General features: G+C 66.8%; 17 protein-coding genes. 4 read left to right on the top strand and 13 right to left on the bottom strand.

Going from position 1 to position 18,908, the window contains the following annotated elements:
• Positions 1-24 precede the first annotated feature (24 nt).
• The 9 genes from AC6CHP_RS02755 to AC6CHP_RS02715 all read right to left on the bottom strand — a co-directional run bounded on the left by AC6CHP_RS02755 (position 25) and on the right by AC6CHP_RS02715 (position 10,750).
• Positions 25-1,092 carry a uroporphyrinogen decarboxylase/cobalamine-independent methonine synthase family protein gene (locus AC6CHP_RS02755; protein WP_377193905.1) on the bottom strand — a complete coding sequence of 356 codons (1,068 nt, stop codon included), beginning with the start codon at positions 1,090-1,092 and terminating at the stop codon, positions 25-27.
• Positions 1,093-1,094: 2 nt separating this feature from the next.
• A complete protein-coding gene (locus AC6CHP_RS02750) occupies positions 1,095-1,502 on the bottom strand; it encodes a chorismate mutase (protein ID WP_066277345.1) in 408 nt (135 codons plus the stop codon).
• Between the two features lie 105 nt (positions 1,503-1,607).
• Positions 1,608-3,332 carry an ABC transporter ATP-binding protein gene (locus tag AC6CHP_RS02745; protein ID WP_498228101.1) on the bottom strand — a complete coding sequence of 575 codons (1,725 nt, stop codon included), beginning with the start codon at positions 3,330-3,332 and terminating at the stop codon, positions 1,608-1,610.
• The gene (locus tag AC6CHP_RS02740; RefSeq protein ID WP_188727722.1) at positions 3,329-4,342 is read right to left on the bottom strand and encodes an ABC transporter permease; all 1,014 of its coding nucleotides are present in this window, start codon (positions 4,340-4,342) and stop codon (positions 3,329-3,331) included. Before AC6CHP_RS02740 ends, AC6CHP_RS02745 begins: the two co-directional genes overlap by 4 nt.
• 2 nt (positions 4,343-4,344) lie before the next feature.
• Complete coding sequence (locus AC6CHP_RS02735; RefSeq protein WP_188727719.1) at positions 4,345-5,436, bottom strand: ABC transporter permease; 1,092 nt, start codon at positions 5,434-5,436, stop codon at positions 4,345-4,347.
• A 142-nt stretch (positions 5,437-5,578) separates the two neighbouring features.
• Positions 5,579-7,213 (bottom strand): ABC transporter substrate-binding protein, encoded by a 1,635-nt coding sequence (locus tag AC6CHP_RS02730; RefSeq protein ID WP_498228100.1) that lies wholly within the window; start codon positions 7,211-7,213, stop codon positions 5,579-5,581.
• Positions 7,214-7,440: 227 nt separating this feature from the next.
• The gene (gene mnmA, locus AC6CHP_RS02725) at positions 7,441-8,577 is read right to left on the bottom strand and encodes a tRNA 2-thiouridine(34) synthase MnmA (RefSeq protein ID WP_427117460.1); all 1,137 of its coding nucleotides are present in this window, start codon (positions 8,575-8,577) and stop codon (positions 7,441-7,443) included.
• Positions 8,578-8,784: 207 nt separating this feature from the next.
• Positions 8,785-10,014, bottom strand: a complete 1,230-nt coding sequence (locus tag AC6CHP_RS02720) for a cysteine desulfurase family protein (protein ID WP_498228099.1) — start codon at positions 10,012-10,014, stop codon at positions 8,785-8,787.
• Positions 10,015-10,060: 46 nt separating this feature from the next.
• Positions 10,061-10,750, bottom strand: a complete 690-nt coding sequence (locus AC6CHP_RS02715) for a hypothetical protein (protein WP_498228098.1) — start codon at positions 10,748-10,750, stop codon at positions 10,061-10,063.
• A gap of 208 nt (positions 10,751-10,958) precedes the next feature.
• Between AC6CHP_RS02715 and AC6CHP_RS02710 the strand changes: the two genes are divergently transcribed.
• The 4 genes from AC6CHP_RS02710 (at position 10,959) to AC6CHP_RS02695 (ending at position 14,110) form a co-directional block, all read left to right on the top strand.
• A complete protein-coding gene (locus tag AC6CHP_RS02710; protein ID WP_188727711.1) occupies positions 10,959-11,909 on the top strand; it encodes a J domain-containing protein in 951 nt (316 codons plus the stop codon).
• A gap of 22 nt (positions 11,910-11,931) precedes the next feature.
• A complete protein-coding gene (locus tag AC6CHP_RS02705; RefSeq protein WP_498228097.1) occupies positions 11,932-12,399 on the top strand; it encodes a tRNA (cytidine(34)-2'-O)-methyltransferase in 468 nt (155 codons plus the stop codon).
• 195 nt (positions 12,400-12,594) lie between these two features.
• On the top strand, positions 12,595-13,203 hold the full coding sequence (locus AC6CHP_RS02700) for a sigma-70 family RNA polymerase sigma factor (RefSeq protein ID WP_104185012.1): 609 nt from the start codon (positions 12,595-12,597) through the stop codon (positions 13,201-13,203).
• A 1-nt stretch (position 13,204) separates the two neighbouring features.
• On the top strand, positions 13,205-14,110 hold the full coding sequence (locus AC6CHP_RS02695) for an anti-sigma factor (protein WP_498228096.1): 906 nt from the start codon (positions 13,205-13,207) through the stop codon (positions 14,108-14,110).
• A gap of 82 nt (positions 14,111-14,192) precedes the next feature.
• On the opposite strand, the gene AC6CHP_RS02690 is transcribed toward AC6CHP_RS02695, so the two are convergent.
• The 4 genes from AC6CHP_RS02690 to AC6CHP_RS02675 form a co-directional block, all read right to left on the bottom strand.
• Positions 14,193-14,972 (bottom strand): PIG-L deacetylase family protein, encoded by a 780-nt coding sequence (locus tag AC6CHP_RS02690; RefSeq protein ID WP_498228095.1) that lies wholly within the window; start codon positions 14,970-14,972, stop codon positions 14,193-14,195.
• Between the two features lie 4 nt (positions 14,973-14,976).
• Positions 14,977-15,924, bottom strand: a complete 948-nt coding sequence (locus AC6CHP_RS02685) for an electron transfer flavoprotein subunit alpha/FixB family protein (RefSeq protein ID WP_377193767.1) — start codon at positions 15,922-15,924, stop codon at positions 14,977-14,979.
• 14 nt (positions 15,925-15,938) lie between these two features.
• On the bottom strand, positions 15,939-16,739 hold the full coding sequence (locus tag AC6CHP_RS02680) for an electron transfer flavoprotein subunit beta/FixA family protein (RefSeq protein ID WP_188728208.1): 801 nt from the start codon (positions 16,737-16,739) through the stop codon (positions 15,939-15,941).
• Positions 16,740-16,992: 253 nt separating this feature from the next.
• A complete protein-coding gene (locus AC6CHP_RS02675) occupies positions 16,993-18,651 on the bottom strand; it encodes a S1C family serine protease (protein ID WP_377193765.1) in 1,659 nt (552 codons plus the stop codon).
• Positions 18,652-18,908: the final 257 nt, after the last annotated feature.

Here is an 18,908-nt window from a genome sequence, read left to right as displayed (position 1 = left end):
CGCCGCCTGCGAAAGCCGCGCCGGCTAGCCCTGGGCGAGCTGGTTCAGCCCGTCCGCAAGCTGGGTAAGCCTGCCGAGCACCGCTGTGGCCTGCGACGGCGAGCCGCCGGCAAGCCCGGCCGATGGTGTCACCCGAATGGAGGCCAGGGTGTGTGCCGGAAGGCCCAGCTGCCGCCAGGGCCGCCACACGGCCTCCACCGATTCGGCGACCTTGGGCAGCGGACCGCCGGCTGCCTCCACGGCGCCGAGCCACAGGCTTGAGCCTGATTCCACCGCTCCGGCCAGCTGCTCCCACTGCCGGGAGGTCAAAGCCTTCAGGGGAACAGCTATGCCGTCCGCGCCGGCAGCCAGGATCTGTTCGAAGGGCGCTTCCACCTCGGGAACGGAGATCACCGCTTCGGCGGCGCCCGCGACCCGCAGGGCGTCAAGGACCAGCCGCCACGATTCGCGCGCTTCAGACGCCGGCACCGCCCGGAGGGTGCGGTAGCCGCTGGAGGTGGGAATGGTACCGGCCAGCACCGCGGCGATCTCCGGCTCGTCCACCTGGACTACCAGGCGCGCACCCGGTACGGCGGCCGCCACCCGGGAGAGGTACCCGCCCACACCCGCGGCGAGCGAGGCCGCAAGGTCCCGCCGGGCGCCGTAGTCGAGGAGGGCGCGCTCGCCGTTGTGCAGGTGGAGCCCGGCCGCCAGGCTCAGGGGCCCCACCAGCTGGACCTTGATCTCTGCGGCCGGATTTTCCTCGGCTCCGGCCACGTCGGCGAGGACGTTGATGTCCGTGGCCAGGGCTGACGCGGCGCGGCGGAAGTCCTTGCCGGGACGGTCGACCAGCCGCCATCCGTAGGGCTGGACGTCGACGGCCAGCTCGGCAAGGAGGCTGGCCGTACGCCCCAGGGCATCGGAACCAACTCCGCGGTCCGGCAGTTCGGCGAGGAAGGGCAGGTGCGGGCTGCCGAGTTCGCCCCGGATGATCCGGGCGGCCTCCACGGGGTCTTCGCCCGGCCACGGTCCCAGCGCAGTGGCCGTCACTTCCCGCGGCGGAGCGGGCGCCGGTGAGGAGGCGCCACCACGGGCTTCGTGCCTTTTGACCATGCTCACGCGAGGGCTGATGCCTGCGGGTGCTGGCCCGAGGCAGCTTCGTGGTCTTCGGCGATCGCCTCGTGGTGCCTTATGACTTCCCCGATGATGAAATTGAGGAACTTCTCGGCAAAGGCGGGGTCCAGATGGGCGTCCTCGGCGAGGCGGCGAAGCCTGGCGATCTGGGCGGCCTCGCGGCCGGGGTCCCCGGCGGGCAGCCGGTGGGCGGCCTTGAGGAAGCCCACTTTCTGGGTGGCCTTGAAGCGCTCGGCCAGCAGGTAGACCAAGGTGGCATCAATGTTGTCGATGCTTGAACGGATGGAGAGCAGTTCAGCCATCACCGACTGGTCCACCTGGTCCGCCAGCGAACTGGCTGAGGGGTCGTAGTCATCGGCATCAGGAGTGTGAAGGTTGTGCTGCGTCATGGTTCAAGTCTATGGGCAGGCACCGGAATCCCCCGGCTGTTAAGCGCCGGTGCCGGTATCCGGCACCGGCACTTCGGGCTCCGACGCGGCGCTGCGTCCTGCCGCTCAGATGCCCAGCAGGGCGCGGTGCGCTTCCCTCCGCTTCGCCTGTTCCTGCGGATCGGGCACGGGCAGGGATGCGATGAGCCGCCGCGTGTAGTCGTGCTGCGGGTTTCCCATCACCTGGCTGCCGATCCCCTGCTCTACGAGCCTGCCCTTATAGAGGACGCCCACCCAGGAGGAGAGCGTGTCCACCACGGCGAGGTCGTGGCTGATGAACAGGCAGGCAAAGCCGAACTCCTGCTGGATGTCCCTGAACAGTTCCAGGACCTTGGCCTGCACCGAAACATCCAGTGCGGACGTCGGCTCATCGGCGATCAGCAACCGGGGATTCAGGCTGAGTGCCCGTGCCAGCGACGCCCGCTGGCGCTGGCCGCCGGACAGTTCGTGCGGGTACCGTCCCGCGTACGACGCCGGGAGCTGGACTGATTCAAGCAGCTCGCCTACGCGTTTGCGCGTCTGCGCCGGGCTTGGCTTCGTGTGGATGACCATGGGTTCGGCGATGCAGTCCCCGATGGTCAGCTGCGGGTTGAAGGACGCCGCCGGGTCCTGGAACACAAACCCGATGTCCTTGCGGAGCGGCTTGAAGGTCCGTTCCTTGAGGTTCAGCATCTCGTATCCCAGCACCTTCAGGCTGCCGCCGGTGGTCCTGTTGAGGCCGGCGATGGCCCGCCCGATAGTGGTCTTCCCGGAGCCGGACTCCCCCACCAGGCCGAACACTTCGCCCCTGGACAGCGTGAAGCTGACCCTGTCCACTGCCTTGAAAGCCGGTGTTCCCAGCCTCCCCGGGTATTCGATGGACAGGTTGTTGGCCTCCACGAGGACTTCCTCCTCCTGGTGGGCCCGGCTGGTTAGTCCCTGGGAGGCGGAGTTCCGTCCGAGGTGCGGCACCGCGGCGAGGAGGCTGCGGGTGTAGTCCTGCCGCGGTTCTGCGAACAGGGTACGGGCCGGAGCCTCCTCCACCACGTCGCCCTGGTACATCACCACCACCCGGTCGGCAAGGTCCGCCACCACCCCCATGTTGTGCGTGATGAGCACGATGGACGTGCCGTACTTGTCCCGCAGGTCCCTGAGCAGTTCCAGGATTTCCGCCTGCACTGTGACGTCCAAAGCCGTGGTGGGCTCATCGGCGACAATCAGCCCGGGGTTCAGGGCCAGAGCCGCGGCGATGACCACCCGCTGCTTTTGCCCGCCCGAGAACTGGTGGGGGTAATAGTTGACCCGGTGTTCCGGATCGGGGATGCCCACCTTGCGCAGCGCTTCAATGGCCCGGGTTTTGGCCTCCTTGGCTGAAACCCGCTTCCCGTCGCTTCCGGTGTGCGCCCGGATGCCTTCGGCAATCTGCCAGCCCACGGTGAACACCGGGTTCAGTGCGGTGGACGGTTCCTGGAACACCATGGCAACGTCCCGGCCGCGGATCTGGCGCAGCCGGGCGGCGCTGACGCTGATCACGTCTGCCCCGTTGATCAGCACCGCCCCGGAGCTGCTGGCCGTTTCCGGGAGCAGGCCCAGGATGGTCTTGGCGGTGACCGTCTTGCCGGATCCGGACTCCCCCACGATCGCCAGTACCTCCCCCTTCCTGACCTCCAGGCTGACGTCCTTGACTGCCTGGACCGGACCGCCGTCCGTGGCGAACGTGACCTGGAGGTGGTCGATGTCGAGAACGGGACGGCTGGCGTCGGGCTCTCCGTTGGGGCTCCGCCCGGACAATGGATCGATATTGACGGTCATGATGCCCTCACTTCGGTTGCGATGGCGGCGTTGTCCACCGGCGCCGGGGAACTGCCGCCCGTGCTCTTGCGGCCGCGGAGGCGTGGATCGTTCAGGTCGTTGATGCTCTCGCCCACCAGGGTCAGGCCCACCACGGTCAGCACGATGGCCAGGCCGGGGAACAGCCCGGTCCACCAGATGCCCGACGTGGTGTCGGCGAGCGCCTTGTTGAGGTCGAAGCCCCACTCCGCGGCTGAGCTGGGCTCGATGCCGAAGCCGAGAAACCCAAGGCCGGCCAGGGTGAGGATGGCTTCGGAGGCGTTCAGGGTAAAGATCAGCGGCAGGGTCCGGGTGGCATTGCGGTAGATATGGCGGGTCATGATGCGGATGTTGGACGCTCCCACCACTTTGGCGGACTCCACGAAGGGCTCAGCCTTCAGCCTGACGGTCTCGGCCCTGATGACCCGGAAATACTGCGGAATGAAGACCAGCGTGATGGCCGTGCCGGCAGCGAAGATGCCGCCGATGAGGCTGGACTGTCCGCCGCTGATGACGATGGCCATGACAATGGCCACCAGCAGTGACGGGAAGGCGTACACGGCGTCGGCAATGACCACCAGGATCCGGTCGAGCCACCCGCCGAGGTAGCCGCTGACCAGGCCAAGGACAACGCCGATGACGATGGACATGGACACGGCGACGACGATCACCAGGATCGCCGTCTGCGCGCCCCAGATGACCCGCGAGAGGACGTCGTAACCGCCCACAGTTGTCCCCAACAGGTGCTTGCCGCCCGGGGCCTGCTGCGTGGGGAAGTTGCCGTCGGCGTCGGAAAGCTGGGAGAAACCGTAGGGTGCCAGCAGTGGTGCGAAAAGTGCCGTCAGGACGAACAGTCCGGTGAGGACCAGCCCCGCGACCAGCATGCCGCGCTGGAGGCCGACGCTTTTGTTGAAGTGTGAGACCACCGGCAGGCGGCGGTACCAGGGAGCCCGTGGACTTTCCATCGGGACGGGAACGGCCGGGATGCTCATGCTCAGTACCTCACGCGGGGATCGATCAGCGCGGCAATAATGTCCACGATGAAGTTGGTCATGGCCACGATGATGGCGAGCAGCACCACGATGCCTTGCACGGCCACGAAGTCGCGGGCCGTGAGGTAGTTGGCGAGCTGGAATCCCAGGCCTTTCCATTCGAATGTCTTCTCGGTCAGGACCGCCCCGCCGAGCATCACTGCTATTTGCAGGCCCATCACCGTGATGATGGGTATCAGCGCGGGCTTGTAGGCATGCTTGGTGACCAGGCGGTATTCGCTGACGCCCCTGGACCGGCCGGCCTCAATGTAGTCCCTGCCCAGGGTGCCAATGACGTTGGTCCTGACAAGGCGGAGGAAGATGCCGGCTGTCAGCAGCCCCAACGCCACCGCGGGCAGGACGGCGTGGGCCAGGACATCTCCCAGGGCGGCCATGTTGCCGCTTCGAAGTGCGTCCAGCCAGTAGATACCGGTGGGTGCCTCCAGTGACGTCAAGGCCAGTTCGCTGGACGTCCTGGCCCGCCCTGCCACCGGCAGCCAGCCGAGCCAGACCGAGAAGGTCAGCTTCAGCAGCATGCCGGCGAAGAACACGGGGGTGGCATAGCAAAGAATGGCGAAGACGCGCAGGACCGCGTCCGGCGCCTTGTCCCGGCGGTGGGCCGCCACCATTCCCAGCGGAATACCGACCACGAGGGCAACGAGCAGGGCGTTGATGCTCAGCTCCAGGGTGGCCGAGCCGTAGGTTGTCAGCATTTCGGAGACGGCGCGATTGTCCGTGAGCGTCCGGCCGAAGTTGCCGGTGGCCAGCTGGCCGAGGTACTCGAAGTATTGGACCAGGATGGGCCGGTCGTAGCCGGCCGCCTGGATCCGCTCCTGGAGCTGGTCCGCCGGCAGGCGCCCTCCCATGGCTGCGGTGATGGGGTCGCCGGTGATCCTCATCAGGAAGAAGACCATGGTTACCAGGATGAAGATGGTGGGAAAGATCAGCAGGAAACGGACCAGGATGTACTGTCCCAGTCCACCGCCGGATGATTTCTTGGCGGGCGGCAGGAGTCCGTCCGCGTCAGTTGGTGGCGCGTCGATCAATGTCGTCATGGGTACCTCAGGTTGTCTTCGCGGCGCCCGCGGCGGGCCGGCACCGCATCCCGTCCAGCACGCGGGGCGGGACACGGGCGCCTAACAACAGGCGCACCGTGTCCCGCCCCGTGTGCGGTCAGAGCCGGATGGTTCGGTGGACTTACTTGGACATCACGCCAAGACGGGTCTTGAACGAGGCATCGAGGGTCTTTTCGACTCCCTGGACATCCGTTCCGGCCACCATGACCTGGGCGCCCTGCAGCAGCGGCAGCGTGGAGAGGTCCTTGGCGATGGCTTCCTGGGCCTCTCCCAGGAGTTCGCTCCGCTCAGCCTTGTCCGTGGTGACCAGCTGCTGCTTCACGATGTCCGTCACGGCCGGGTTCTCATAGTGGTTGCCGAGGAAGTTGCCCGGGATGAAGAACGGCGTCAGGTAGTTGTCCGCGTCCGAATAGTCCGGGAACCAGCCCAGCTGGTACACGGGGTAGGCGTCGGCCCGGCGTTCCTTGGTGTAGGTGGTCCACTCGGTGGACTTGAGGTCGACGGTGAAGAGCCCTGACTTTTCGAGCTGTTCCTTCACCAGTGCGTACTCGTCGGCCGCGGACGTGCCGTAGCGGTCCGTGTACTGCAGCTTCACGTCAACCACCGAGGTGATGCCGGCATCGGCCAGGACCTGCTTTGCCTTGTCCAGGCTCGGCTTGCCGCTCCCGTCACCGTAGAGGCTCTTCAGCGGCTCGGTTGCGCCTTCGAATTCCTTGGGCACGTAGGAGTAGACCGGAGTGTAGGTGTCCTTGAAGACCTGCGAAGCAATGACGTCACGGTCAACGAGGTGGGCGATGGCCTGGCGGACGGCAAGGGCCTTGGCAGGATCGGCTTCCGGGGTCTTCGCGCCGAACGGCATGGTGTCGAAGTTGAACACCATGTAGCGCAGTTCCCCGCCCGGGCCCTTGTGGACCTTCACCTTGTCGTCGCCTTCAAGGTCTGCGACGTCGGTAGCGGTAAGAATGCGCCCGGCGACGTCGATGTTGCCCTGCTGTACATCGAGCTTCAGGTTGTTCGGGTCCGCGTAGTGCTTGAGGGTGGCTCCGTCGTTGGACGCAGCGCCCAGCAGCCCCTGGTAATCCGGGTTGGGCTTGAAGCTGACCAGTTCGTTCTTCTTGTAGCTTTCAATCGTGTACTGGCCGGCGAACGGCTTGGCCGCAACGATGGCGTCGTCGTCCATGATCTTGTCCGCCGGGAAGACTTCCTCGTCCACGATCGGACCGGGGTTGGAGGCAAGCACGCCCGGGAACACCTGGTCGTTTCCGGCTGCAAGGGTGAACACCACGGTGTTGGCGTCCGTCGCCTCGATCTTTTCCATGTTGGCAAGCAGTGACGCCGGCCCGTTGGGGTCGTCGATCGTCTTGACGCGGTTGAAGGAAAACACGACGTCTGAAGAATCCAGCGTATTGCCGTTGGCAAACTTCAGGCCGGGCTTGAGCTTCACGGTGTATTCGGTGGGGCTGGTGAAGGAGGCGGACTCCGCGATGTCCGGGGTGGCATCTGCAGTGCCGGGTTTGTAGTTGAGCAGGAACGGGTAGATCTGGTTCATGACCATGAAGGATCCGCCGTCATAGGATCCGGCCGGGTCCAGGGTGACCACTTTGTCCGTGGTGCCGTACGTGATGGCGCCACCCCCGGCATCGCCGGTCGAGGTTCCACCGCCGCCGCCTGAGGGGCCCGTGCAGGCAGTCAGGGCGAGGGCGGAAATGCCTGCCAGCGCGATTGCGCCGTGCAGTGCTTTGTTGCTCTTCGTCATCTAAGAACTTTCTGTTCGATGAGTGCGCGCCCGCCGACCGCTGATGGGTGCATTTGCTCAGGCGGGAAGCGCGCGGTGCTGATGCCTAGATTCAATCAGAGAGTCAACACTCATCCCGGACCATTTTGTGAGTTGAGACACAAAATTTACCTGATTGCCCCCGCACCCACGGCACAACCAACAACACCGCCCCGGCGGAACCGGGGCGGTGTTGGGGACACGCTGTTCTAGAGCTCGGCGCGCTGAAGCGAGCGGGCGGCGTCGATGGTCGCCTGGCCCAGCACCCGGCTGCCCTGGTAAAGGACAATCGTCTGGCCCGGGGCCACTCCCCGCAGCGGGGTGGTGAGCCGGACGACCAGCTGGCCGGCTGCGCCCCCGTCGTCGCCTGCTGCTTCCATGCGGGCCGTCGCGGGCACGGGGTCGCCGTGGGCACGGACCTGGGCGTGGCAGTCGAATTCCGTGCCCGTCTCCACCTCGGCGATGGGCAGTCCTGCCCAGGAGACCTTGATGCCGCGGATCTCGTCGATGGCCAGCAGGGCCTCCGGGCCCACTACCACCTTGTTTTCCTTGGGGCGGATCTCCAGGACGAACCGGGGCTTGCCGTCGGCGGCCGGAGTGCCCAGTTTCAGGCCGCGGCGCTGGCCCACGGTGAAGGCGTTGGCCCCCGGGTGCTCGCCGACCTTTGTGCCGGTTTCGTCCACGATGTCCCCGGTGGACATGTCGATCTTTTCGGCGAGCCATCCGGCGGTGTCACCGTCGGGGATGAAGCAGATGTCGTGGCTGTCCGGCTTGTTGGCTACGGAGAGTCCGCGGCGTTCAGCCTCCGCACGGACTTCAGCCTTGGACGGCGTGTCGGCCAGCGGGAACATGGAGTGCTTAAGCTGTTCGTGGGTCAGGACGCCCAGGACGTAGCTCTGGTCCTTGGCCCAGTCAGCGGCCCGGTGCAGTTCGCGGTTACCGTCGGCATCCTCGATGACCTTGGCGTAGTGTCCGGTGCACACGGCGTCGAACCCCAGGGCGATGGCTTTTTCCAGGAGCGCGGCGAACTTGATCCGCTCGTTGCACCGCATGCAGGGGTTGGGGGTGCGGCCGGCGGCGTACTCATCGATGAAGTCCTGGACAACGTCTTCCTTGAACCGCTCGGAGAAATCCCAGACGTAGTACGGGATGCCAAGGACGTCGCAGGCCCGCCACGCATCGCGGGAGTCCTCGATGGTGCAGCAGCCGCGGCTTCCGGTGCGGAGCGTGCCGGGCATGCGCGAGAGCGCCAGGTGGACGCCGACGACGTCATGCCCCGCCTCGACGGCGCGGGCGGCGGCGACGGCGGAGTCGACTCCGCCGCTCATGGCTGCTAGAACTCGCATGGTGGCTTTCCCTCGGGTTTTCCCGGCTCCGGGCCGGTGCTGGCTGACGTGCGCGGGCTGGCGGCGCTGGATAAGGACGCTGGGTCCCGGCGCTGATTTCCGGCGCTGATTCTTAAGGCTGATTCTTAGGGCAGGCAGGCTCCCGGAAACGATCCTTGCCTATCTATTCTACGGCCTCAGCACAGAGCCCCGTCAGGCCGGGCTCCGTCAGCCGCCGTTGAGGGGCCGGCGCGCAAGCGTTCCTGCGGTCTGGATGCTGGACTCGTGCCCGGCCATCCCCGCCTGCCGCGCCCGGGCATAGGCGTCAGGCAGCGCGGCCAGGAGGGCGTCGACGTCGCCCTCCACCGAGGCATGGCCCAGGGTGAACCGCTGCGCGCCCCGCGCCGTCTCCTCGTCCAGGCCCATGGCCAGCAGAACGTGGGAAGGCCTGGGCACACCCGCCGTGCAGGCCGAACCGGTGGATGACTCCACGCCGGCCAGGTCCAGGAGGAACAGCAAGGAATCTCCCTCGCAGCCGGGAAAAGTGAAATGCGCGTTGCCGGGGAGCCGGCCGTTTCCGGCGGCACCGCGCAGGACGGCTTCCGGAACCCGTTCCAGGACACCGTCAATCAGCCGGTCGCGGAGGCCCGTAATGCGTGTGGACTCGGCGCCCAGGGTGGCTGCGGCCTTCTCAGCGGCAGCGGCGAAGGCTGCGATCGACGCCGTGTCCAGGGTGCCCGAGCGGACGTCCCTTTCCTGGCCTCCGCCGTGCTGGACGGGGGTAAGTTTCACGGACCGCCCCAACAGGAGCGCACCCACCCCAACCGGGCCGCCGATCTTGTGGCCGGAAATGGACATGGCGTCAAGACCTGAGGCCTTGAAATCCACGGGGAGGGAACCGAACGCCTGGACCGCGTCCGAGTGCACGGGGACCCCGGCGGCGTGCGCCAGCTCCACGATCCTGCTGATGGGCTGGATGGTGCCCACCTCGTTGTTGGCCCACATCACGGTAACCAGGGCAATGGTGCCCGGGTCACGGGTAAGTTCAGCGTCAAGGACGGCGAGGTCCACCACTCCGTCGCTGTCCACCGGCAGCCAGACCACCTCGGCGCCTTCGTGGCGTTCCAGCCACTCCACCGTGTCCAGGACTGCATGGTGTTCGACGGCGGAGCAGAGGACGCGGCGCCGCGCGGGCACGTCAGCCACGCGGGACCAGTACAGCCCCTTCACGGCAAGGTTGTCAGCCTCCGTACCGCCCGAGGTGAAAATGACTTCCGACGGGTGCGCTCCCGCGGCGGCAGCAACAGCCTCCCGGGCGTCCTCCACGGCACGGCGGGCCCGCCGGCCGGAACCGTGCAGCGATGACGGGTTTCCGGTGCGGGCCAGTTCACGGGTCAGCGCGGCCAGCGCCTCAGGTGCAAGGGGGGTGGTTGCTGCATGATCGAGGTAAACGGGCACCCTGCAATTCTACCGGCCCGCCCTGCCGGGCAGGCGCCGTCCTCAGCTAGGCGGACGGCGGGATCACCGGCAGGAAACGTGCGACGTCGGCCCTCGCCCCTGCGAGCGCGGCAGCGTCCGGGCACGCGAGGGAGATGTAGACGGAGGACCCGGCCGTGCCGAACAGCCTGGCCAGCACCGCAGTTGCCCTTCCAGCCGGCTGGGCTGCCTGTTCCAGGGCCAGGACCTCGACGGTCCGGCCGGGCCCTGCCGGGTCCGCGCCCCACCGCAGTGTCTCCGTCTTCAGGTAGCCGGGCAGGATGGACGGGTCCAGGTACTCAAAAAGCGCAACGGTGGATTCCCTGTCGTCGCCCCGGACCAGGGCAGCCTGGTTGGTGCGCACCCTGGCTGCCACCAGGCAGCCGTCTTCCTTCTCGTACCGGGCTTCGGCGGCCACGCTGCCGGCGGCCTTCCATCCCGGGGCTTCCTTCAGTCCGTCCCCGATGCCTACGGGCGTGCCGGGGGCAAGGCTGCCGCCGGCGGCAAAGGGAAGGTCCTGCGCGGCCACGGCGGCAGCATCGTGGCCAGGCGTGATGGTGGGGGTGGCAAGCCCCGGCGTGCTGGCGACAGGTTGCGGAGCTGCAGGGTCCCGCACCTCCACGCTGCAGCCGCCAACCAGCAGAGCTCCCATTGCGGCTGCCAGCACCGGCACCACCCGCCGCCTGGCCCTGTTAGCCATTCCCGCCGTCGTCGGCATATCCATTCCTGCCCCAATGCGTTCAGCCGCAGCCGGGACGGCCGCGCATGCACGAGTCTAAAGGCACTTGCCTGCGGCGCCCGCACCCGGTCCGCGAGCCCTCGGGGGAACCCTGGGGGCCCGGAGCGTCGTTGTTCAGGACAGGCCGTTAAACTGTGCGGACCGGGCTACCTGCGAAGACTGGCCATACCAAGAGAAGGATGAGGGCTTGACCGAGAGCAGCAGCTCCTATTACCAGGTACTTCGCGTGGCGGTAACGGCCACGGAGAAGGAGATCAAGGTGGCCTACCGCCGGGCTGCCCGGACGGCCCATCCGGATCACGGCGGTGATGCCGCCGCATTCCGGCAGGTGACGCGTGCCTACGAAACCCTTATCGACCCCACCCGCAGGAAAGCATACGACCGCTCCTATGCCGCCGGCACGCTGCGCAACGAGGACGCGGACACGGAGGCGCATTTCGACGCGCCACCGGCGGGCAGCCGCGCGTCGGCCACTGTGCACCGGCAAGGCAACGTCCGCAACACCGCCGGCGACCCCCCTGTGTACGTCCCGCCGTATGAGGATGCCCCTTCCGGCGAGGTTCCGCTGATTCCCCTGGAAGTCGCCCGCCAGCAGGTGCACGGCATGCCACGCAAACGCGGTATTTTCGGGGCTGAGGCACGCATCCAGCGGGAGATGCGCACGGTCCAGCTCCTGAGCCGGCAGGTCCTGCCGGCCATCCCGGCCGCACGCCTGATCAACGGCCTCCAGTCCCCTGCCGACAACAGCCACATCGACCACGCCGTCCTGTCCGGCTACCGGCTGGCGCTGGTCGGCTCCATGCTGCTGCCCAAGGGCGCCTATGCCTGGGACGGGCGCACACTGAACCACGGGGGCCGCTCCATTGCCCCGCCGCAGCTCGCGCACGTTGTCCGGGCCATGCAGGACATTTTCCCGGAACTGAACGTCACGGGCTGGACCGTGGTGCTCAACCCTGGCGGCAACCTCCATGAGCCGGTGATAGACAACCACCGCCGTTCAACCGGTGCCCTCGAGGCCGTGCAGGTGGTTAACGCGGCAGGGATGGTGCGCGGCCTGAAGGAATTCCTTGCGTCCGGGCCCGCGCCCAATTCGGTGAATGTTCCGGTGCTGGCGAGGCTGCTGCGCGGCATGCACTGACAACGGTGGCTAGGATGGGACGGTGTTCCGCATCCTTTTCCACGCCCCCGAAATCCCCGGCAATACCGGCAACGCCATCCGGCTCGCAGCCATTACCGGCGCCGAACTGCACCTCGTGGAGCCGCTGGGTTTCGATTTCTCGGACGCGAAGCTTCGCCGTGCCGGCCTGGATTACCACGACCTCGCCGTCGTCACCGTGCACCCCAGCATCGAGGATGCGTGGAAGCACCTGCAACCGGAGCGGGTCTACGCCTTCACTTCTGACGGAACCGCCAGCTACACCGATATCTCCTACCAGCCGGGCGACGTCCTGATGTTCGGCCGTGAATCCGTGGGGCTGCCGCCGGAACTGAAGGCCGATTCCCATGTGACGGCCACAGTGCGGCTGCCCATGCTGCCGGCCCTGCGTTCCCTGAACCTGGCTAACGCCGCGTCCATCGCCGTCTACGAGGCCTGGCGCCAGCAGGGATTTGCCGGCGCCAAAATCTGACCCTGCAAAAGCCGGCAACTTCTTTGCGCCCCCGGCCAATCCATCCGGGCGGCTGTTCCGAATCACTCCTGACAACATTCCCAGGCGTTCGAGGAGCTGCAGGTGACATTGCTGGAGTCAGGTTCCAGGACCTCCCGCAGCAGCCACGGCGCTACTGCTGAGGATTCGCGGTCCGGAGACTTATGCTTGGTAGTGATGGAAACCCCCAACGCGCCACAATCCGAGGCCCAGGCCGCGGTGACAGACCCCCCGGCCGACCTCAGCCACCGGCTTTCAGTCCTGCTGGAACGCATAGGCCGGGGTGACCAGGCGGCCTTTGCCGAGTTCTACCAGCTGACCTCCCGCCGCGTTTTCGGGATGGCCCGAAGGGTCCTGATCGATCCCGAACTCAGCGAGGACACCACGCAGGAGGTCTTCCTCCAGGTGTGGCAGAACGCATCGAAGTTCGACCCCAAGGCAGGGAGCCCGCTCTCCTGGCTGATGACCATTTCGCACCGGCGGGCCGTGGACAGGGTCCGTTCCTCGCAGTCCTCCACGGACCGCGAGGCCAAGTACGGCGCCAGCACCCAGGACATCGACCACGACTCCGTGGCCGACCAGGTGGGAAGCAGGCTGGAGGCAGAGGCCGTGGTGCGGTGCCTGGAAACGCTGACTGAAACGCAACAGGAGTCTGTGCGCCTGGCGTACTACGGCGGCCTTACCTACCGTGAGGTTGCCGAACGCCTGAACGCCGCAGTTCCCACCATAAAATCCCGTATCCGCGACGGATTGATCCGACTGAAGACCTGTCTGGGGGTGAGTTGAGATGACTGAAACCAACAGCGGCCGCAATGGCCGTTCCGGTTCGTTTGGCGACACCGTTGCCATGGACCTGGCTTCCGGCCGGGCGGTGGACCTGGCCGAACTTTATGCTCTGGATGCGGTAACGGAAGAGGAGCGCCGGGCGATCGAACAGTACATGTCGGCCGCGCCGGCGGCGGAACGTACCGAGTTCTTCGACCGGGTGCGCCAGGCAAGGGAAACTCTCACAAGGACCTTCCGCGTCGAGGAGCAGCCTCCGGCTGACCTTTTCGACCGTATCGTTGCCCAACTGCCTGTCCAGGGCAGCGGGCCGGTTGCAAGTACCCCGGCTCCGCCTGCCCCAGGACACGTGGCAGCAGGACACGTCGCACCGGGGCAGCCCGTAGCGTCGCAGCCAGCGAGTGCGCAGCCTGCCGGAGGAGACGAACTCGCCCAGGCCCGGCAGCGCCGCGAGGAACGGCGCCGGCCCGGAGGCACCCGGCGCTGGCTCGCCGGAGTGGCGGCTGCTGCCGCCATAGCATTGGGCGGTGTCGGAGTGGGGTCCTACCTGGCAGACCAGAATGATCCCCTGAACCAGGTGGTCCGGGCCGGAGACCTGCGGGAAGCATCGGTGGACGTGGCGGGAGGCGGTACAGCGACCCTCCTGATCTCCTCATCGGAGGATGCCGCCGTCGTCAAGATGAACGGCGTTCCCGCCCCGCCGGCGGGGAAGGTTTACCAGATGTGGCTGATCCCCAAGGACGGCTCGGCCCCGGTGTCCCAGGGACTGATGGATGAGGAAGCCCTGTCCAGGCCCGCCGTGGTGGAGGGGATCTCCTCAGCCGCAGCGCTCGGGATCACTGTTGAGCCGGCAGGCGGCTCCCAGTCCCCCACCCTGCCCACCGTTGCCGCTGCACCGCTGGGGGCATAGCGCAGAAGCCGGGCAAGACGCACAAAGCGCCCCGTTCCATTCCGTCAAGGGAAGGAGCGGGGCGCTTTCGTCGGCAGCCTGTTCAGAAGCCGGCGATGGTTCCGGGCCCGTTGACCGCCACCACGTGGAAGGCCTCAGCGCTCCTGCCGTCCGCAAGGCCCGCACGGGCAGCGTTGGCCTGCATGCCCTGCCGGACCGTTGCTTCCATGGCGTCCACGTCGGGGTGCTGGCTGACGTGGACGTGGATCGCCCTGAGCTTGGACTCCACGTGCTCCGTGACATCCACGAAGTGGTTTTCCCGCTGCTCGGGCCCGGCGTAAAGCCACAGCCACGGGAGCTTGTAGGCGTCCAGGCCGGCCTCGGCGAGTTCCGGGTAGGCGAACGGGTTTTCCACGGCAGGGTACACGGCGCGGGTAACGGCCTCACCCACCGCGAGGTGGTCCGGGTGGCTCTTCTGGATGCGCTTCCAGTTCCGTTCCGGGTGCATGGACAGCACGACGTCGGGACGGATTTCCCTGATCAGCCGCACCACGCCCTTCATCACCTCGTGCGACGGTTCAAGGTAACCGTCCCGCTGGTGGAGGTAGTGGATGTCGGTAACCCCCACCAGTTCGGCGGCACGGCGCTGTTCGGCGTCGCGAAGGGCGATGATGTCGGCCCGGTGCACGGGATCAAAGCCGCCCGCGTCGCCGTCGGTCATGATGCAGTAGCTGACCTGGACGCCCGCGGCCGTCCAGGCAGCGATGGTGCCGGCAGCACCAAAATCGATGTCGTCGGGGTGCGCCGCAAAACAGAGCACCCGCCCAACCCGGTGTTCGTCCGGGTTGAACGGGCTCTGTGCCTGCTGGGGAAAGGCAGTCAAAGAATCAGCCTTTGCGTTTCTTGATCTCTGCCGTGGCCTGCGGGAGGACGTCGAACAGGTCACCGACGATGCCGAAGTCCGCGATCTCGAACACCGGGGATTCGGCATCCTTGTTCACGGCAACGATGACCTTGGCCGTCTGCATGCCGGCTTTCTGCTGGATGGCCCCGGAGATGCCCGCCGAGATGTAAAGCTGCGGGGACACGGTCTTTCCGGTCTGCCCCACCTGCGCGTCGTGGCTGATCCAGCCGGCGTCGGTGGCCGCACGGGAGGCGCCCACTGCTGCCCCAAGGGCATCGGCCAGTTCTTCCACCGGCCCGAAGTCCCCGTCCAGGCCGCGTCCGCCGGCTACGACGATCCGTGCGTCCGTGAGGTCCGGGCGGCCGCTGGCAACCTTCTGTTCCCGGGCGGTGATCCGGGCCGCGGCGCTGACGGCAGGAACGTCAACGGTGACCGTCTCCAGTGCAGCCGGGGCGGCAGCGGGTTCGGGAACCACATTGTTCGCCTTCACGGTCAGGACGCTCACCGGAGTCCCGGCCTTGCAGGCGGTGTTGTAGGAGCCGGCCAGGACAGACTTGTGCGCGGTGCCGTCCGCATCTACGGCCACGACGTCCGTGATGACGCCCGCGTTGAGGCGGATTCCTGCCCGTGCAGCAATTTCCTTGCCCTCGGGCGAGTTGTCGAGCAGCACGATATCGGCACCGGCCTGCCCAGCAGCAGCGGCCAGGTAGGCCGCTTTGGGTGCCACCAGGAAATCATCAAGGTCCTCGGCCGAGGGAAGCAGCACCGTGCCGACGCCGTACTCCGCAAAGGCGGCGGCGACGTCGTCGTGCAGCTTTCCGTTGAGGGCAACCACGGTTTCCCCGAGCGCGCGGCCCAGGGTGAGCAGCTCGAGGCTGCTCTTCTTGAGCGACGTGCCGGGATTGTCAATGAATACAAGTACTTTTGCCATGTCTGTGGTCCCTCTTAGAGCAGCTTCTGGGCGGCCAGGAAGTCAACGAGCTTGATACCCGCGTCGCCTTCGTCGGTGATGATGGTGCCGGCGGTCCGGGGCGGACGTTCCTCGGCGCTGAGCACGCTGGTCCAGGACCCTGCGTGTCCAACCTGCGCCGGGTCCACCCCGATGTCAGCCAGGGAGAGGGTGGTGATGCTCTTGCGCTTGGCAGCGATGATGCCCTTGAAGTTGGGGTAGCGCGGCTCGTTAATCTGGTCTGTCACCGAGACCACAGCCGGAAGCGGCGCCTCCACTGTCTCGGAGGACGTGTCGGCGTCCCGGCGTGCGGTGAGCCTGCCGCCGTCCACCTCCAGCGACGACGCGAAGGTGACCTGCGGCAGGTCCAGGCGCTCCGCAAGCTGCGCGGGGACCAGCGAGGTTTCCCCGTCGGTTGACGCCATGCCGGTGAGGACCAGGTCCACGGGGGCGTCGCTGCCCAGGTGCCGGATGGCGGCAGCGAGCGCCAGCGACGTGGCCGCGGCATCTGAACCTGCCAGGGCGCCATCGGTGAGGTGCACACCCTCGGTTGCACCGATCTGCAGCGCCTTCTTGATGGCGTTGACGGCACCCGAGGGGCCCATGCTCAGCGCGATGACCTGGTTTCCCGCCTTGGATCCGCCACGGGCTTCGGCCAGCTGCAGCGCCGCCTCCAGGGCGTATTCGTCAAGCTCGGACAGGATGCTCTCGTCCCGGTCAGTTGTGTAGCCCTCACCGGTGAGGTGGCGGTCAAACTGGGCGTCCGGTACATGCTTGACCAGGACGATGATCTTCAATGTATCTTCCACTGTGTTTACAGCAGCCTTCCATGCTTGTGGACAGCCAGCCGGGTGAGGTCATGGCCGCGGAATGCCCGGCATGCGGGTAGCTCCTAGCTAACCATATAGGCGAGCCCCGGCGCCCTCTTCCGTTAACGCCTGTGTCAGCGTTCCCCCAGCCGCTGTCCGCGGCGGATGCATCACGACGGCGGCGCCCGCCAGGTGGGGATGCCGCCGTCGTGTGTTCAGCCTGTGTGCTGTTGGCGCCGTGCTAGCTGGCGGCGGCGCCCAGGGTGACCTCGAACGTCTGTTCCTTGCCGTTTCGCAGGACAGTGATCCTGACGCTGGACCCGGCGGGCTGTTCCCGGACCGCCGCGGTCAGCTGCTCCGGTTCCCCGATGGCGAGGTCGTTGAACTTGGTGATCACGTCGCCCACCTTGATCCCTGCCTTGCCCGCCGCAGAGTCCGCCTCCACAGTGGCAACGTCCGCGCCCACCGAGAACCCGGAAGCGGCGCTTGAGGCAGTCTTCTTCTTGACGCTGACACCCAGCTGGCCGTGCGAGGCCCTGCCGGTGTCAATGATTTCCTGCGCCACCCGCTTGGCGTGGTTGATGGGGATGCTGAAGCCGACGCCGATGTTTCCGCTGGTCGAGGATGCGCTCGATCCCGCGGACGCAATGGCCACGTTGACGCCAATCACCTCGCCGCTGCTGTTCACCAGGGCACCGCCGGAATTTCCGGGGTTAATGGCGGCGTCAGTCTGGATGACGTTGATGGAAATTTCGCCCTGGTCCGCCGTCTGCTGGCTCTGTCCGCCGCCCGGAGGCGCGAACTGGAATCCGCCCTCGTCATCGCCCTCGGCATTGTCCCCCTCCTCTGGGGCGGCCGCGGAGGCAACGCTGATGGTCCGGTTGAGCGTTGAAACGATGCCGTCGGTCACGGTGCCGGTCAGGCCCAGCGGCGAGCCGATGGCAATGGCGGTGTCGCCCACGTTCAGTTTCCCGGAATCGCCCAGGGTGGCGGGGGTCAGGCCGTTGGCGTTATCGACCTTGATCACGGCGAGGTCAGACAACGGGTCTGTGCCAACGAGTTTGGCGGTGAGGACCTTGCCGTCACTTGTCCGCACTTCAAGGGCAGCGTCGGCCGTCTGGCCATCCAGGGTAACGACGTGGGTGTTGGTGAGGATGTGCCCCTGGTCGTCCAGGATGATTCCGGAGCCCGTGCCGCCCGAGCCGCCGCTTGAGGCACTGATGGTCACCACGCTGGGTGACGCCTTCACGGCGGCTGCCGTAATGGCGTTCACATTGTCCTTGTTATTGACGATGACTGTCCCGGGCTGGCTGTTGCTGCTCACTGCGGCACCCGAACCGGCGTTGCCGAACAGTTCCGCGGAACCGACGGTGGCCACTCCCCCTCCCACCAGTCCGGCCGCGAGGATGCTGGCTACGAGGGTGCCCACGCCGAATGTCGCTTTCCGGCGCGGCGCGTCCTTCGGGTTGGGCGCGAAGGCAGTCCCGCTGTGGACGCTGTTGGCACCATGCAGGGTGTTGGCGCCCTGGTCCTGGCCCGCGTACCGGTTTTCCGGGCGGCCCGGGCCGGCGTAGCCGTAACCGGGGTGGGGCACCTGGTGCCCGGGCGCCTGCGGCGCGGACGGGTCCTGCCCGGCCGCGTGCTGACCGCCGTAGAAGGGCTGCCGCTGGGGGTAGACGGGACGCTGGGCTCCGGGGATTTCCTGGGTGGGGTTGTTGTCCTGCTGCTCAATCCGCTCTGTGGGGTACTGGCGGGGGCCGGACCCATTCGCCCCGGGATCACCTGCCGGCTGCTCCCCCTCAGCCGGCTCCCCTGCCTGTCCGGCGTGCTTCCCCCAGGGATCCTGCCGGTCCTGGCCGCTGTTCCGCGAAGCCGGACCCGGCGTCTGGTTCTCAGTCATGGGACTTCCTTTCATCCTCGTCTGCATTAACTATGGACTCCCTGGCTGGAACAAGCTCGGATGTTTGCTGAGAGCTTCCTGAGGGTCCGTCCCTGACCCGGCTGCCGTGTGGGCCCAACGTTTCGCTGCTGGCATATTCGGGCCGATGGACGGGCTGTGGGGTGCACCATAGAATCAAGATGAATTGCCACAGCGACCTGCGGCTTCACACCAAGCGTGGGGGCGCTGCTGGATTCTGAGACGACTGATTCGTCCCG

The organism is Pseudarthrobacter sp. GQ63 (genome assembly GCF_059758765.1).
Note: the sequence above shows the minus strand (reverse complement) of the source record. Positions and strands in the feature narration are given on the sequence as shown.